This window comes from Methanofollis sp. (genome assembly GCF_028702905.1).
GTDB lineage: Archaea > Halobacteriota > Methanomicrobia > Methanomicrobiales > Methanofollaceae > Methanofollis.
On the sequence record NZ_JAQVNX010000050.1, the window covers coordinates 1 to 14,359 of the forward strand.

At 64.0% G+C, this 14,359-nt stretch carries 14 protein-coding genes and 1 pseudogene; 5 read left to right on the forward strand and 10 right to left on the reverse strand.

Annotated features, from left to right (window positions below; genetic code table 11):
• A pseudogene (locus tag PHP59_RS07390) lies at positions 1–475 on the reverse strand (RNA-guided endonuclease TnpB family protein); the annotation flags it as partial.
• 142 nt (positions 476–617) lie between these two features.
• On the opposite strand from PHP59_RS07390, the gene PHP59_RS07395 reads away from it, so the two are divergent.
• From PHP59_RS07395 to PHP59_RS07405, 3 genes are all read left to right on the forward strand, one after another.
• A complete protein-coding gene (locus tag PHP59_RS07395) occupies positions 618–893 on the forward strand; it encodes a hypothetical protein (RefSeq protein ID WP_300165569.1) in 276 nt (91 codons plus the stop codon).
• A gap of 90 nt (positions 894–983) precedes the next feature.
• Entirely contained in the window at positions 984–1,361 is a 378-nt protein-coding gene (locus PHP59_RS07400; RefSeq protein WP_300165571.1) for a hypothetical protein, read from the forward strand.
• A 68-nt stretch (positions 1,362–1,429) separates the two neighbouring features.
• Positions 1,430–2,125: an ABC transporter substrate-binding protein gene (locus tag PHP59_RS07405; protein ID WP_300165573.1), complete on the forward strand. Its 696-nt coding sequence runs from the start codon at positions 1,430–1,432 to the stop codon at positions 2,123–2,125.
• Here the strand turns inward: PHP59_RS07405 and PHP59_RS07410 are convergent.
• Positions 2,101–3,504, reverse strand: coding sequence for a P-loop domain-containing protein (locus tag PHP59_RS07410; protein ID WP_300165576.1), 1,404 nt, complete (start codon positions 3,502–3,504; stop codon positions 2,101–2,103). The genes PHP59_RS07405 and PHP59_RS07410 overlap by 25 nt on opposite strands.
• Before the next feature lie 94 nt (positions 3,505–3,598).
• On the opposite strand from PHP59_RS07410, the gene PHP59_RS07415 reads away from it, so the two are divergent.
• Positions 3,599–4,372 carry an MBL fold metallo-hydrolase gene (locus PHP59_RS07415; RefSeq protein WP_300165578.1) on the forward strand — a complete coding sequence of 258 codons (774 nt, stop codon included), beginning with the start codon at positions 3,599–3,601 and terminating at the stop codon, positions 4,370–4,372.
• Positions 4,372–6,009, forward strand: a complete 1,638-nt coding sequence (locus tag PHP59_RS07420; protein ID WP_300165597.1) for an ATP-dependent DNA ligase — start codon at positions 4,372–4,374, stop codon at positions 6,007–6,009. The genes PHP59_RS07415 and PHP59_RS07420 overlap by 1 nt, the downstream gene beginning before the upstream one ends.
• Here PHP59_RS07420 and PHP59_RS07425 read toward each other — a convergent pair.
• From PHP59_RS07425 to PHP59_RS07460, 8 genes are all read right to left on the reverse strand, one after another.
• On the reverse strand, positions 5,996–6,784 hold the full coding sequence (locus PHP59_RS07425) for a hypothetical protein (RefSeq protein ID WP_300165580.1): 789 nt from the start codon (positions 6,782–6,784) through the stop codon (positions 5,996–5,998). The genes PHP59_RS07420 and PHP59_RS07425 overlap by 14 nt on opposite strands.
• A 56-nt stretch (positions 6,785–6,840) precedes the next feature.
• On the reverse strand, positions 6,841–7,995 hold the full coding sequence (locus tag PHP59_RS07430; protein WP_300165582.1) for a hypothetical protein: 1,155 nt from the start codon (positions 7,993–7,995) through the stop codon (positions 6,841–6,843).
• Positions 7,992–9,029, reverse strand: coding sequence for a DUF2117 domain-containing protein (locus PHP59_RS07435; RefSeq protein WP_300165584.1), 1,038 nt, complete (start codon positions 9,027–9,029; stop codon positions 7,992–7,994). Before PHP59_RS07435 ends, PHP59_RS07430 begins: the two co-directional genes overlap by 4 nt.
• 41 nt (positions 9,030–9,070) lie before the next feature.
• Positions 9,071–10,906, reverse strand: a complete 1,836-nt coding sequence (locus tag PHP59_RS07440; protein ID WP_300165586.1) for a YgiQ family radical SAM protein — start codon at positions 10,904–10,906, stop codon at positions 9,071–9,073.
• Between the two features lie 37 nt (positions 10,907–10,943).
• The gene (locus PHP59_RS07445; protein WP_300165588.1) at positions 10,944–11,450 is read right to left on the reverse strand and encodes a hypothetical protein; all 507 of its coding nucleotides are present in this window, start codon (positions 11,448–11,450) and stop codon (positions 10,944–10,946) included.
• Between the two features lie 136 nt (positions 11,451–11,586).
• Positions 11,587–12,204 carry an energy-coupling factor transporter transmembrane protein EcfT gene (locus PHP59_RS07450; RefSeq protein WP_300165591.1) on the reverse strand — a complete coding sequence of 206 codons (618 nt, stop codon included), beginning with the start codon at positions 12,202–12,204 and terminating at the stop codon, positions 11,587–11,589.
• Complete coding sequence (locus tag PHP59_RS07455) at positions 12,153–13,568, reverse strand: ABC transporter ATP-binding protein (RefSeq protein ID WP_300165593.1); 1,416 nt, start codon at positions 13,566–13,568, stop codon at positions 12,153–12,155. Before PHP59_RS07455 ends, PHP59_RS07450 begins: the two co-directional genes overlap by 52 nt.
• The gene (locus tag PHP59_RS07460) at positions 13,565–14,092 is read right to left on the reverse strand and encodes a hypothetical protein (protein WP_300165595.1); all 528 of its coding nucleotides are present in this window, start codon (positions 14,090–14,092) and stop codon (positions 13,565–13,567) included. Before PHP59_RS07460 ends, PHP59_RS07455 begins: the two co-directional genes overlap by 4 nt.
• Positions 14,093–14,359 lie beyond the last annotated feature (267 nt).

Consider the following 14,359-nt stretch of genomic DNA (forward strand, 5'->3'; position numbering starts at 1 on the left):
TCCCGTCCTGGTGTTTCACCAGTTTTGACGCGCCAAACTTCCATGATCCGTCGAGATACTGCTCCATGTGAGGGTACCGGAAGAACCGATACTTCCTTCTCCCTTCGAGGGTCGTAAGCCCGATCTCGTCTCCGTCAAGGGAGAAGTCTCGCCCAAAGGAGAAGGTCATGGAGGTGGGGGCGTACGTGATCTGCTGCCACTCGCTCTTCTTTGCTTTGACCTGCTCCTGGAGGGTCCGATAGGTCCCTGTGACCTGCCGGACGACATTACAGGACATCTGGGACTTGAGACCGATCTGCTCCCGGAGAGCAGGATAGACGATCTTCTGGAGGGCGGCAGAACCCTTCGGTTTCCCGAGTGTGTACACGACCGCAGAGACGTAGTTCATCCCCTCCGTGTAGGTCTGTACCGTCCGGTCGAGAAGATCGGTGTCGGGACAGTCCAGCTTGAGGATGACCGTCTTTGGGGTGAGCACATGTAATTATTTCACTCAAAAGTATTTGGAGTTATGTGTGTGAACCGCAATTCCTCCCCGGCCTAAAGACCGGGGACTCCTTGCGGAGGAAGGTGAACTCGAGTCAGGTCTCCGGGGCGAGACTCTGGTGCGGAAGGGCCTGATGAAGCGGATCGACGAGATCCCGCAGATCAGGATCATGCCCGACCTCAACGTGATCAAGATCGGCGGCCACGGAACCATCGATTATGGCCGCGATGTCGTCTTCCCGATCGTGGAGGAGATCGGCGCCCTGAAGGAGGCCGGCGAGAAGATCCTCCTTGTCACCGGCGGGGAGGGCGCGTCCGGCATATCATGGACATCGGGATCAACCCGGGGATGCCGACCGGGGTCCTTGCCGAACTCGCCTCCAAGATCAGCGAGCAGAACGCGATCATGATGGCCGTCCTCCTCTCGAAGTACAACGGTGTCCGCATCCACACCGACGACCTCCTCCAGTCCCCACTCTCACCGCCCTCGGTCTCCTCCTGTGACCCACGGCACCCCGCCGTACGGCCTCTATGAGCAACCGCCTGAGATCGGATCGATCCCGCCAAACCGGACAGATACCGGTGCCGTGCTCATCGCCGAGGTGATGGGTGCGAAGAACTGTATCCTTGCGAAGAATGTCGATGGCCTCTATGTCGGGGACCCCCGCATCGACCCCGGGGCCGAGCTGATCCCTGAGATCACGGCAGAAGAACTCCTCAGCAGGGACATGGAGGACATGGTCCTTGAAAAGAAGGCGGTCGAACTCCTCCTCCACACGAGGCATGTGAAGGAGATCAGGGTGGTCAATGGTCATGTGCCGGGCGCCATCACAAAGGCCGTGAGAGGTGAGCGTGTCGGCACAATCATCCGGGCATGATCCCTCTTTTTTATAGATATCTTCATATGTAGTGGTGCCATAGAGATCCCACGTTTTGAGGCATTCCTATGACGATCTATCTCGGCATTGACGACACCAATGCGGATGGCACCCCGGGCACCGGCAAGATCGCCCGTGCCGCCGCCGCCGCCCTTGCCAGGGATTTCCCTGTCCTTGGCGTAACCCGGCACCAGCTGTATCGCCACGATGACATTCCTGCGACGACCCACAATGCGGCCCTCTGCGTGCACCTCGACGGGACCGGGAATGCTGCGGGGGGGCAGATCTTTGCCTATGCGAAGGACTTCATATCCCGGAGTGCGGCCCCGGGGAGCAATCCTGGCATCTGTGTTGCGTCCGATGGCCAGATCATCTCCGAGGTTACTGCCTTTGCAGAGGACGCAAAAACCTGCGTGCTCTCCCTGAACGAGGCGCGCACTGTTGCACGCCGAGCCGGCATGCTCGTCGAGGGCTTCGGCACGATGCGAGGGCTCATCGGCGCCGTTGCCGCCGTTGGGCTTGCGGCATCAGGAAATGACGGCAGGTACGTACAGAAAGGGACGCTGCGCGACCTCTCGGGCAGGTGCACTGTCAGTGTCGTCCTTGCGGCAGGCGTCGATGAGGTAAGGAGCACTGCGGGGGCCGTGATCGCCGATGGGACTGTCACCTTCCAGGAGTTTCCGAAGCCGGCTCTGGAAGGGGGGCGTGCCGTCCTGTACGTGGAACCTGACGGCGAGGGCTACCGGGACGTGCGGTCGGGCTGATCCCGTCTTTTTTCCTCCGTTTCCCCTTCTCCAACCTGTTTCATCTGCCCCTTCAGGTATCGAAGGTACCGCGCCCTGAAGGCCGCAGGGCTGATCGCCCCGGCCTTGTGGCCGGAGAGGAGGAGGATCCTGTCTGCCCGGGCGATGAGGGGGTCGAGGGACGAGGCGGCGAAGACGAAGGCGCACTCCCTGAGTGCGTCCCGCCGCGTCGCAAGGAGGGCGGCGAGGGGGGTCACGTCAGCCTCCTGCAGGCAACTTGCGACAAGGAGGTTTGCCGCCGCCCTGTCTTCGTCGATGAGGAGGAGGGGTGCGCCTGTCCGCACCGCCTCCTGCACCTGCACCGCCATCGTCATCGACCCGCTCCCCCTCCCGAAGGCGGCCTTCGGCGTCCCTGTCATGCCGGGGGGAAGGCTCTGGAAAAAAAGACTCACGTCGGCGCCGTGGAGGTCTGGCCCGCCCGCCTCCGCGGTCCGCGCCCCCCGCACAGAGACGACGAGTTCCCGACCGTCGCCGGGAGCGTGGTCGTCCTCCCCCGCGAGGATTGCCTGGAGGAGGGTTGTTTTTCCCTGGGCGTTCGAGCCCGCGACGGCGAAGGCCTCTCTCTCACGGATGCCGAGGCCGGGGACTGTCCTCCCGCTCGCCGGGAGTTCGACCTCGACAGGCCCGAGTTCCTCCGGGCAGACGAAGGGGATATGCACCCCGTCCTTCGGGCCGGCTACACGGTGGTGCTGCCTGAAGCGGGTGAAGTCCCGTGCCGGGCAGGTGCCATCCCCGATGAAGCAGACAAGACCCATTGCCGGGAGTTCTTTTCTGAGGAGTTTCTGGTCGAGCGAGAGCGTCGCCGCGGTTGCGATCTCCAGTGTCGGCACCCTCTGCACCGTCTCCCCGATAGCGTCGGCAAGGTCCGCGACGGCCCCGGCGACCTCGCGGGCCGTTGCATCCCCGGGCGGCCCGGGGTAAGGGATGGCCCCGTGGACGGTGCAGTGGAGGCCGGCAGTGTCGAGATAGTTCTCCCCGTCCGGTTTCCAGAGGCCGGTGCCTGCCCGTGATGCCGACCTGACAAGGGTGATTGGCTCGGTCCCCCCCGCATATGCCGCGGGCCTGTCTGTGTCAAGGCCGCCGAGGGGGTGCAGCCGTGTGTCCGCGGGAGAGGCGCGTTTCACCGCCTCAATCGCCGCCCAGACCGCACCGTCGGCGCCGCGTGGGTCGATCTCCGGCCTGAAGGGAAGGAGGAGGGGGACGGAGAACTGGAGGCACGCCCCCTCGGGAGAGCGGACAAAATAAGCGTTCACGCCCTCCCGTACCTTCGGTGCGTCCACCGTATCTCCGCACGCCGCAAGGATTGCCGATGTCGCACCCATCCATCCTCTGCCGCTCATCACGCATCTATCAGGCACCCCTGGAGAAATCCCTGCCGATGTCGGCGCACCTATTCGTTAAGCACTATAACCGAGCAGAGCGTACCACACTGCAATGAAGATCACCATCCTTGCCAGCGGGAGCAAGGGCAATTCCGTCTATGTCGAGGGGGAGGACGGCGCCCTCCTCATCGACGCGGGACTCTCGGCAAAGGAGATCCGCACCCGTCTTGCCGCGGCAGGCGGCGACGAGGAGGCGGTCCGTGCGATCCTCGTCACCCACGAGCACATCGATCATCTCAGGGGTGTGGACGTCCTCGCGCGCCGCTTCGGTGTCCCGGTCGTCGGGACAGGCGGGACCCTCGGTGCGTTCCTGGACAAGCGCACCTCCGCAAAACCGGTGGAGACCGTGCAGGCGACGTACGGCGAAACCCTCGCGTTCGGAAATTTTTCGGTCACGCCCTTTGCGACAGTCCATGACGCCTCGGAACCATGTGGTTTCTGCGTGCGGGAGGATGGTATCGGCTTTGGCTGTTGCCTCGACACCGGCATCGTCACGCCGGGCATCGAGCGCGCCCTCGGCACCTGCGACGCCGTCGTCCTGGAGAGCAACCATTGCCCGCAGATGCTTGAAGAGGGGCCGTACCCCTATTATCTCAAGGAGCGCATCCGCTCGAAGCGGGGCCACCTCTCGAACGCCGCCGCAGCTACCTGCCTTGGTGACATCGGAGGAAATCTCTCCGCAGTTTTCCTCGCTCACCTCTCCGAGGTGAACAACACCCCTGAAAAGGCGGTCGCCGCCGCAGAAGGCGGTCTCGGCCTGTACCTCGACGACACCGACCTTGTCGTGAGCGGGCAGCACGAGATATCGAGGCCGGTGATCCTATGATGGACTTCACGGACTTTTCCCGCATTTGTGAACAGATCGAGGGGATCAGCGGGCGCCTGGAGATGATAGACGTCATCGCCTCCGTCCTCCCCGGTCTCTCGGACGACGAACTGCCGGTCTTTGTCAGGTTCGTGATGGGACGGGTCTTCCCTGACTGGAGCCCCCTCAAACTCGGCATCGGCCCGAACCTCCTGTACGAGGCCGTCGGCTATGTCGCGGGGAAGAAGAAGGAGGAGGTCGTCGCCGCGGTGAACGAGACCGGGGACGTCGGCCTCGCGGTCGAGCGCCTCCTTGCGACAAAGACTCAAATGTCCTTCTTTGCCGAGTCTCTCACCCTCACCGGCGTTTTTGCCGACTTCACCAGGATCGCAACGACCGACGGCAGCCGTTCGCAGCGTGAGAAGATGAAGATCGTGCGTGGTCTCCTCGGCACTGCCGGCCCCCTTGACGGCCGCTACATCGCCCGCCTCCTTCTCGAAGAACTGCGGATCGGGGTCGGCGAGGGGAATGTGCGGGACGCCGTTGCAAAGGCTTTTTCCGTCGACCAGACCCTCGTCGCCCATGCCTACCAGGCGATCAACGACCTGGGAAGAGTCGCCCTCCTTGCCCGGCAGGGAGAGGCGGCCCTCAGGGATGTCCGCATCGAGCCCTTCCACCCGGTGAAGATGATGCTCGCTCAGCAGGGCACCATCACCGAGATGGTCGGGGACCACGGTGCCGTCGCCGTCGAATACAAATATGACGGCACCCGTTTCCAGTTCCACAAGGTCGGAGACGATTGCCGCATGTACTCCCGGAAGCTGGAGGAGGTGACAGGAGCGGTACCCGACGTCATCGAGATGCTCTGCGCGGCCACCGGCCACGACGTGATCCTGGACGGCGAGGTGATCGCCGTGAAAGACGGGAAGCCCCGTCCCTTCCAGTTTGTCCTGCACCGTTTCCGCAGGAAGCACGAGGTGGAGGAGGCGATCGGGCGGGTGGAACTCGTCCCGAATGTCTTCGACATCATGTACCTCGACGGCGAGACCCTCATCGACCGGCCCTTTACCGAGCGCCGCGCAATCCTGGAGACGATCCTCTCCGGCTACGTCGCCCCGCAGTGGGTGGGCGACGACATCCCTGCCCTGGAGAAGGTCTATCAGGATGCCCTGGACGCCGGTCATGAAGGTGTGATGGTGAAGGTGCCGGGCGCCGCCTATACGCCGGGGGTGCGGGGCAGAAACTGGATCAAGGTCAAGCCCGCGGTGGACACCATCGACCTTGCGGTCGTCGGCGCCGAGTGGGGGGAGGGGCGTCGCGCCCATATCTTTGGCTCCTTCCTCCTTGCCTGCCAGGACGAGGGCGTCCTTCTGCCGGTCGGCAAGGTGGCGACTGGGTTTTCCGACGACCAACTCACAGCGTTCTATGCGGCGTTCAAGGATCTTGTCATCGCTGAAAAAGGGAAGGAAGTCGTCTTCGAGCCAGAGATTGTCTTTGAGATCGGGTACGCCGAGGTCCAGAAGAGCACTAACTATACGAGCGGCTATGCCCTCCGCTTCCCCAGGTTCGTGCGGTTGCGGGAGGACAAGGGCGTGGCCGAGGTGGAAACGGTGGAAGGTATCGCCGCCAGGTACGAAAGGCAGCTCAAATTCTTATGACCCTGTACACCGTCCTGTTTTCATCCCCTTCCACATAGGCGTAGTACTCCGAGCCATAACCTTCAACATTGGTGAAGGTGACCTCGCCATTGAAGTCGGTGAACTTTGTGTGGAAGCGCATACCCTCCCGCTGCCTGAGCATCAACTTTACGTCGGGCGCCGGTTCCTGCGTCCGGCGGTTCTCCACTCTGAAAGAGAGTGTCGGGTTGAGGGGTTCGTCGGGCCTGTCTGCTTTGTTCTGAACGACCGATCCGCTCGCTGTCGGCATGGCGACCTTGGCAAAACTCACATCGCCCGTGTTTCGCGCGAGAAAAACGGAACCGAGAAGGAACGCGACAAAGCCTGCGGCCGCGGTGATGAGGAGGCCTGCGGTCATCGAGAATTCAGGGGCCCCCGTATATACGGGGATGATGTCAGAGAGGAAATAGGCGAAAAAATCCTCTGTCCATGAGAAAAGGGTGACCCCGCCGAGTTCGGCGAGGATCACCATCGCTGTGAAGACGATGAAGACGCTTCCGATGGCGACGGCGGTGATGCCGATGAGGATGGCTAATCCTCGCACGACCGGTGGACGGTTGGTGACGTGTCCTCCTCTCTTGAGGATCTGGGCAAGGAAGACGGCAAAGAGGTTCAGGTAGATGATCCCGCCGATGAAGAGGGTGTAGAGATCCTCGCTGGAGAAAGTCGGTGTGACCATGGCCGCCGGCGTGTTCAGCGCAGAGACCGCGGATACCAGGGTGGCAAGAAGGAAGGGTGCGATCCCGTACCGATACATATTCCCTTTTTTCGAGTTGGGAAAATAAATAGTTTTATGTTTAGATTGCGGCGATCTTATCCAAAAAATTCAAATAACGACCTCTGTGATAGCATCTCAGGGATGAGTTTGCTCTTTTGCCGCCAGTGCGGCGACCCGATCACGTCGTCCACCCGCGTCATCGCCTCCTTGATATCCCCACACCTGACAGGTGCCTGTTTCATGGCCTGTCTGGTCGCCTCCCTGATCACCCATGACCCGAGGGGCGCCCAGTAGTCGCTGCCCGCGTACCGCACCACGACAACCCGCGCCGATCTCCCTGCGCGTGCGAGGTGCTCGGTGACGGCGAGGCGGGCCGCGTAGTAGGCACCGCCGATGGGGGAGTAGCCGCTCCTCTTCTTCCCCTCGATGTCCTGGACGATTGTCTCCTCCTCTCCCGACCAGAGAGAGTGCTTCCCCCAGATCTCGATCATCTCGAACTTCCAGTCGCCCGGGACGAGGATGACGGCCATCGTGTTCCCGTATGCCGTGGCGGCGAAGAATTCGATCTCGCTCGCAGGCTGGAATCGGGCGATCCGCCTCTTCAACCCGGTGCCGACGGTGTCGTCGACGGCGGTGATCGACCACCGGGTCGGGACGATGCGGCGCTGCCTGCCAAGGAGCCCTGCACTCATCATCTGTGCGATCTGGTAGACGTCGACCCCCTCCGAACCGAGAGTCACGCAGGCTTCGGTCGCCGTGAGGTCACTGTCTGAGGTGACCCGGTCGACGACCCGTTCGACATGTGCATTGTCCAGCACATCGAGTTTCCTGATGCTCCCGGAGAGTCCGACCGGCGTGACCGTGCCGTCGAAGCGGAGGTCGAAGCTGACCGGGCGCTCGAAGGCCGCCTCGATATCGAGGGGCCGGGAGGAGAGTGCGATCTCCTGGATCTGGTCGGAAACCGCGTCAGGCCGTGCGGTGCCCCTGATCGTCCGCGCCCTGATGCCGACGATGTCGTCGATGGAGAGGCCCTGCGCCATCCAGAGAGGCGGGAGGTCGGGGTCGTTGACCATCAATGGCCCTGCCGAGACTGCCGGGTACCCGGCCGAACCGACAAAGACCGACGGGGCCGTTCCCATATAACTCGTGCCCCGGGCGGCGGTCTGCACCTGGGCATGGAACCTGCTCATGATCGGGCACTTAGGGAGCCCGCAAAGGAGTTTTCCCTTGCATCCGGCGCATTGCATCATGATTGTCGCCTCTGGTCGAGGACGATCTCAGCCCTGCCCTCCACTGTCCTGAGGGCTTCGGAAACCCATTTGTCCCAGTCTGTTTTTCCATCAGGGACTGTCCCGGCGATTTCGAGGCCGACTTCGTCGTCCCGCCCCGTGGTCACGGCGAGCACGACCGAACCTTTCGGGAAGGTGCCGTTGACCACGCCGTCTCTGTCGCCATCGGTGATGCCGAGCACGGGGATGCCGAGGTGGCCGGCGATGTGCCCGGCCACGGCTGTGGTGTCGTCGCCTATGGCGAGCACGCCGCAGGTTTCAGGGGCGAGCCGTTCATAGAAGCGGTGGCCGCAGTGGTCGAGGACGATCACCCGCCCCTCCCCCTGCACCTGTCTGCCGCCGGTCGGCGGCCGTTGCCTGATCTGCCCGCTCTTGCACCAGGCATGGGCAAGGGAGACCGGCCCTGAGCGGAAAAGTTTCTCCAGACCATGCTCCTTGATCTCGATCCCGCTCACGGCCTCAATCCGATCGCCTCTCTCCCTGAGAACGACCTCCGGCCCTGTCGCTCTCCCGATGACGATCCCGTTGACAAAGACCGGTTCTCCCGGGGCGCACCCCCCGATCTCCCGCACAGAACCGCTGTCCGGCGGTGCGGCCCTGACCTCCTCGACCGTATAATCGAGGAGTGTGGCGAGGCGTGCTGCAAGGGCGGTGTCCCCGTCGTTCCAGCAGAAGACCGTCCCGGGGGTGCATTCGATGTGAACAAGGCCGCGCCCGAGTCGCCCGGCGACGATCCTGCCAAAGATCCTGCCTGATTCAGGGGTCTTCCCGCGGTTGAGGAGGAAGGCAGGGCCGTCGAGGCGGGCGAGCACCTGGCTCGGGGGGACGCCGCAGTACTCGCAGGGGAGGCCCGACTCCTCCGCGGCGGTCCGGCCCATCACCCCGGCGACGATGATGCGCACATCGCCGAGGGATGCAAGAAGTCGCCCGACGTCCCCGCAGTCAAAGGGGTCGGGACCATGGACGACCATGATGAGCGTATCTCCGGCATCCATACCTGAATGTGTGGGCCTTCCCTGACAATAATCCGATGGCGTCATCGCCTGCGCCCGCTCCACTTCTGTGTCTCCGTCCTCACCTTCTCCGGTCTTTCATGCCGTGCCGGGATGAGGCAGGCCCAACCGCTGCCGATGAGGTCTTCCCGACCTGCCTGACGCAGCCCTTCCGCGACAAGCCCGCGGTTCTTCGGGTCCCTGTACTGGAGGAGCGCCCGCTGGATCTCCTTCTCCCGCCCTGCCGGGACATGGACCCGTTCCATCGTCATGGGGTCGATGCCGGTGGCGTACATGCAGGTCGAGCGGGTCATCGGCGTCGGGGTAAAGTCCTGCACCTGCTCGGTGTACAGGCGGTTGTCCCTGATGTACTCGGCGAGTTCAATGCTGTCCCGGATGGTGCAACCGGGATGGCCTGACATGAGGTACGGGAGGAGGTACTGTTCCTTTCCTGTTTTCCTGCTCGCCGCCGCAAAGCGCTCCCTGAAGCGGTCGAAGACTTCCCTGCCCGGTTTGTTCATGAGGTTGGTCACCTGTTCTGCAATGTGCTCGGGGGCGACCTTGAGGTGGCCGGAGACATGGTGTGCGGCGATCTCGTCGATGTACGCGGGGTCTGCGAGGGCGAGGTCGTACCTGATCCCTGACTGGATGTGCACCTGCCGCACCCCTGAAAGTGTCCGCAGTCGGCGCAAGAGGTCTATCTGGGCGGCATGCGAGGTCGCAAGGTTCGGGCAGTCCGGGCTGCACCGCCTGTCCGGGCAGGCGCCATGCTCCTCCCACTGTGAGCAGGAGAGGCCGTACATGTCAGCTGTCGGCCCGCCGACGTCCTGGATCACGCCTTTGAACTCGTGCATTGCTGCGAGGCGCCGCGCCTCGGCGAGGATCGAGGCAGGGCTCCGGCTCTGGATGATCCGGCCCTGGTGGTGGGTGAGGGCGCAGAAGGAGCAGGAGCCGAAGCAGCCGCGGTGTGTGGTGATGGAGAACTGCACCGGTTCGAGGGCAGGGACCGGTTCCCTGTACGACGGGTGCGCGGCCCGGGTGTACGGGAGTGCGTAGACATGGTCAAGTTCGGCGGTGGAGAGGGGGATGGCCGGCGGGTACTGGACGACCACGGTCTTCGGGTGGGGCTGGACGACCGTCCTGCCGCGGATGGGATCCTGCTCCCGTGCATGGAGGGCGAAGGCCCGGGCATAGGCCTCCGGGCTCTCGCGCACCTCCGGGTAGCCGGGGATGACGACCATCCCCGCGGGATCTGTCTCCCGCCACTCAGCGACAGAGATCGTCGCGGCGGTTCCCCTGATCCCCAGCAGATCCTTTCCTGCGGCAAGGCGCCCGGCGATCTCGACGACCTGCCTCTCCCCCATCCCGTAGACGAGGGCGTCTGCGGGGGCGTCGGCAAGGATCGCCTGGCGGACCGAGTCAGACCAGTGGTCGTAGTGGGCGAAGCGGCGCAGGCTTGCCTCGATGCCCCCGAGGATGATCGGGGTGCCCGGAAAGAGGGACCTGACCATGTTCGCGTAGACGATCACCGCCCTGTCAGGACGGCGGGGCCGCCCGCCCGGGGAGTAGGCGTCTGTACTCCGCCTCTTCTTCCGCGGCGTGAAGGCGTTGACCATCGAGTCCACGTTCCCTGAGGAGATGCTGAAAAAGAGCCTGGGCCTGCCGAGACTGAGGAAGTCGTCAGGATTTTTCCAGTCCGGCTGCGCGATGACGCCGACTTTGTAGCCCGCGTCCCAGAGCACTCTCCCGATGATCGCGGTCCCGAAGGAGGGGTGGTCGACATAGGCGTCGCCCGTAATGAGGATGACGTCGAACTCCCCGATGCCGAGTGCGTCGGCCTCCTCGCGGGTCATGGGCAGGAATGGTGGCTGCGGGATCATGCCTGCAGATATCCTCCCCTGCGGAGAAAAACCTGTGTTATGGAGACCGCGTGTACGTCAGGGCGATCCCGAGGCCGTTTCTGGAGAGGGTGTCGGTCCTGTTCCTGAGGTAGAGGATGGATTCGGTATTGCCGAGGACGGTGAGGCGGTACGTGCGCATTCCTTCGACCCTGGTGGCCGTGTCCTCCTCCCAGACCACCGCATGCGTGCGTGCCTCCCCTGTGAGGTTCTCGGGGACGGCCGTGAGGGTGCCGGTGCCGTCAGGGTCGAGGACGAGTTCTTCGTGGGAGGGGGGGTCAGAGACCCATCTGCCGGTGACCGGATCGGCAGTTTCCCCTGCCGGGGTATATGTGGGCAGGGGTGCCGGTGTCTGTGCCGATGCAGGGGTCACCACCGCCGCGCCGGTGTCTGTGGTGGGGACGGCTGTTTCTCCGCCTGCCCCGCTGGTGGCGAGGAGGAAGACGAGTATGAAGAGAAATGTCAGAACTGTGATGATGCCCAGGGCTGTTTCCCCTTTCATGTTGAGGGTATCGCCTGCAGTCATTTTTATATCTGTCTGTTCGGCCCTATGGGAAATAATCCATTTAAATCGAGCAGAGATCAAAATTGTGGGATATTTTTCTCGATTCTCTCGATCCCGGGAAGTCCCTGAGGCGCACCTGATATCAACCTGTCCGGGATCAGAGGTGTTCCCGCAGCCTCCGCAGGTCGATGGTCAGTCCGATCACCTCGGCCTTCCCGAGGGCGTTGGCGATGAGGGGCACGAGCACCGGCAGGGCCTTCCTGACCATGCCCCTTACGCCTGTCCCGGGCGAGAAACCCCGTGCCGCCTGCGCCTCACTGATCTTCGTCCCCTCGATCTGGAGGTGGGGGACGAACCGCAGGGCGACGAGTGCCATCAGGGCGTAGTCTGCGGGAAAGCCGATCCTCCGCAGGGCCCTGACAAGGGCGGTCGGCATGGTCGTGGCCACCAGGATCTGGAAGGCGAAGACCATGGCGCAGAAGCGGAGGGCAAGGGCAAGGCCGAAGGAGAGGCCGATCTCCGGGACGGTGAGGACGGTGACGGCGACAAGGAACCCGCCGAGGAAGATGAGGAGGGGGACCTGCTGCGCCAGGTCTTTTCCTGTGCCTGCAACGACTCCGAGAGCCGCGAGGCCAAGGACCATGCCGCCGAGGACGAGCGGGTCGCTCGTGAGGACGGCGAGGATGACGACCGCCGCGACGCCGCCGATCTTCGCGACCGGGTTCATGCGGTGGAGGACGCCTGTGCCGTTCCTGTACTGGAAGATCTCCTGCATGTCTCCGCTCTGTGTATGGTGTCTTCGACGACCTGTCCTTTTTCCATCCTGATGGTCCGGCCGGCATACCGCGCCGCAAGTCCGTGGTCGTGGGTGACCATGACGACGGCCTTCCCCTCCCTGCAGAGGCGCTGCAGGTGGTCCATGACGATGCCCGCCTCCTCGGGCGCAAGCCCGGTGGTCGGTTCGTCGAGGACGATCACCGCGGGGTCCATCGCAAGGACGCAGGCAACGGCGAGGCGCTGCCTTTCGCCGCGGCTGAGGTGGCGGGGGTAGGCGTCCTTCCGCGCAAGGAGGCCGACTGCCGAGAGGGCCGCCCGTGCCGCCCCTGCCGGGTCGGGGACGCCGGTGTTCCGCGCCCCGAAGAGGACCTCGCGCTCTGCCGTCTCCTCGAAGAGCATGGTGTCCGGGTTCTGGAAGACGAGGCCGACCTTCCGGGCGAGGGCGGCGACAGGGTGCTGTTTCGTGTCCATGCCGCAGACCTCGACCATTCCCTTCTCTGGGAGGAGGAGGCCGTTCAGGTGCCTGATCAGGGTGGTCTTTCCTGAACCGTTCTCGCCGGTGATCGCCACGCACTCCCCTGCCCTGACGACAAGGTCGATGGGGCCGAGGGAAAAACCGCTGCCATAAGAGTGGGCGAGGCCGGCGATCCTGATCGCGGGCTCTCCGGCCGGTGCGGCCTCTGCCCGCCTCCCGGCCGGAACCGGTGACTGGCCTGCCCTGGCGGCGACCCGCCCCCCTTCGAGCCTGACGACGCGGTCGGCGATCGCGGCGAAGGGGCCGGGCGTGTTCTCAGCAAGGAGGATCGCGGTGCCCTTCTCCTTCAGGGCGGCAAGGATCCCGGCCACTCTCGCCACATGGGCCGGGTCGAGTTCGGCCGCGGGTTCGTCAAGGATCAGCACGGCCCTCATGCCCGCGATAGCCGCGCCGAGGACAGCCCGCTGTTTTTCCCCGCCGGAGAGGGTGTGCGGCGCCCTCTCCCTGAGGTGGAGGAGGCCCATCATTGCAAGGATCTCCGCGGTGTCCGTCCCCTCGCCGCAGGCCGACGCGATCTCCTCTTCGACAGTGGAGAGGATGAGCTGGGCGTCGGCATCGTCGAAGGTCATGCCCGCGACAGAGGCGACATCCTCCATGCCCCGGTAGGCGGCCGCGTCCTTCCCGGCGATCCTGACCTTTCCCTCCATGGTGCCGCCGTATCCGTGGGCGAGGACGCCGCCTGCGGCGCGGCAGAGCGTGGTCTTTCCGGCCCCTGTCGGGCCGGTAAGGAGGACGAGTTCGCCTGCCCCGACCGTGAGGTCGACGCCCTTCAGGGCCGGGGCTTCTGCGCCCGGATAGGTGTAGGTGAGGCCGTCCAACCGGATCATAGGCCTCTCTCCCGTGTGAGGGCGCGGGACGCGGGGATGAAGAGCGCCTGGGCGATCCCGGCGTTTACTACCGCGGTCAGAACGACGATCGGTGCGGTCACCAGAACGAAGGCCCCGATCGAGGGGAACTTCGTCAGGATCGTCGGGGCGATGGCAAGGGCGGCGACGGCGACGAAGGTCGCTCCCGAGGCAAGGGTCGCCAGGAGGGTGGCGATGCCGGGTGCCATGCCGACCCGCCCTTTCAGCGCCATGTAGGCGAGGAGGCCGACGGCCGCGCCGACGGGTTCTGAGATGAGGTTTGCGGGCGGGAAGAGCGAGTGGCTGACGAGAGCGCAGACGATCCCGGCGACGACGCCGATACCGACGGCCTCGCCGAAGGCCGGGACGATGAGGATGATCGCAAGGCAGTAGAAGGCGATGACCAGGTTCGAGACGATCGGGCCCGGGATCACCAGGGAGATATAGCGCATGATCGCGCCGGTGGCAAGCAGGATACCTGCAATGGCAATGTCGCGTGACTTCATGATATCTGGGTTGTGAGGTATTCGGCGGGCTGTGCTCTGGAGATGAAAAAAGTGTGACGGTCACCAGCGCCAGGGTGATGCCGGGGTGGCGGGCCTGTAGCCCGCGGGGATGACAGTGTGCCTCGTGCAGTACATCGTTGTATACTGTTGTGCATTGTTGTATTTAACCTGTGCGATCAGGAGGGAGGATGAGGATATGGTACCGACGTTGTACGCCGTAGAGAAAAAAGATATGAGGGATCCGGCCCGGGGGCCGGGTCGGGCCCG

Bases quoted from the DNA above. Each gene is read 5' to 3' on its own strand.
- PHP59_RS07395 (WP_300165569.1), top strand. From the start codon at position 618: ATGAAGCGGATCGACGAGATCCCGCAGATCAGGATCATGCCCGACCTC.
- PHP59_RS07420 (WP_300165597.1), top strand. From the start codon at position 4,372: ATGGACTTCACGGACTTTTCCCGCATTTGTGAACAGATCGAGGGGATC.
- PHP59_RS07425 (WP_300165580.1), bottom strand. From the start codon at position 6,784: ATGTATCGGTACGGGATCGCACCCTTCCTTCTTGCCACCCTGGTATCC.
- PHP59_RS07440 (WP_300165586.1), bottom strand. From the start codon at position 10,906: ATGATCCCGCAGCCACCATTCCTGCCCATGACCCGCGAGGAGGCCGAC.
- PHP59_RS07415 (WP_300165578.1), top strand. From the start codon at position 3,599: ATGAAGATCACCATCCTTGCCAGCGGGAGCAAGGGCAATTCCGTCTAT.
- PHP59_RS07450 (WP_300165591.1), bottom strand. From the start codon at position 12,204: ATGCAGGAGATCTTCCAGTACAGGAACGGCACAGGCGTCCTCCACCGC.
- PHP59_RS07410 (WP_300165576.1), bottom strand. From the start codon at position 3,504: ATGAGCGGCAGAGGATGGATGGGTGCGACATCGGCAATCCTTGCGGCG.
- PHP59_RS07455 (WP_300165593.1), bottom strand. From the start codon at position 13,568: ATGATCCGGTTGGACGGCCTCACCTACACCTATCCGGGCGCAGAAGCC.
- PHP59_RS07435 (WP_300165584.1), bottom strand. From the start codon at position 9,029: ATGGATGCCGGAGATACGCTCATCATGGTCGTCCATGGTCCCGACCCC.
- PHP59_RS07445 (WP_300165588.1), bottom strand. From the start codon at position 11,450: ATGACTGCAGGCGATACCCTCAACATGAAAGGGGAAACAGCCCTGGGC.
- PHP59_RS07405 (WP_300165573.1), top strand. From the start codon at position 1,430: ATGACGATCTATCTCGGCATTGACGACACCAATGCGGATGGCACCCCG.
- PHP59_RS07460 (WP_300165595.1), bottom strand. From the start codon at position 14,092: ATGAAGTCACGCGACATTGCCATTGCAGGTATCCTGCTTGCCACCGGC.
- PHP59_RS07430 (WP_300165582.1), bottom strand. From the start codon at position 7,995: ATGATGCAATGCGCCGGATGCAAGGGAAAACTCCTTTGCGGGCTCCCT.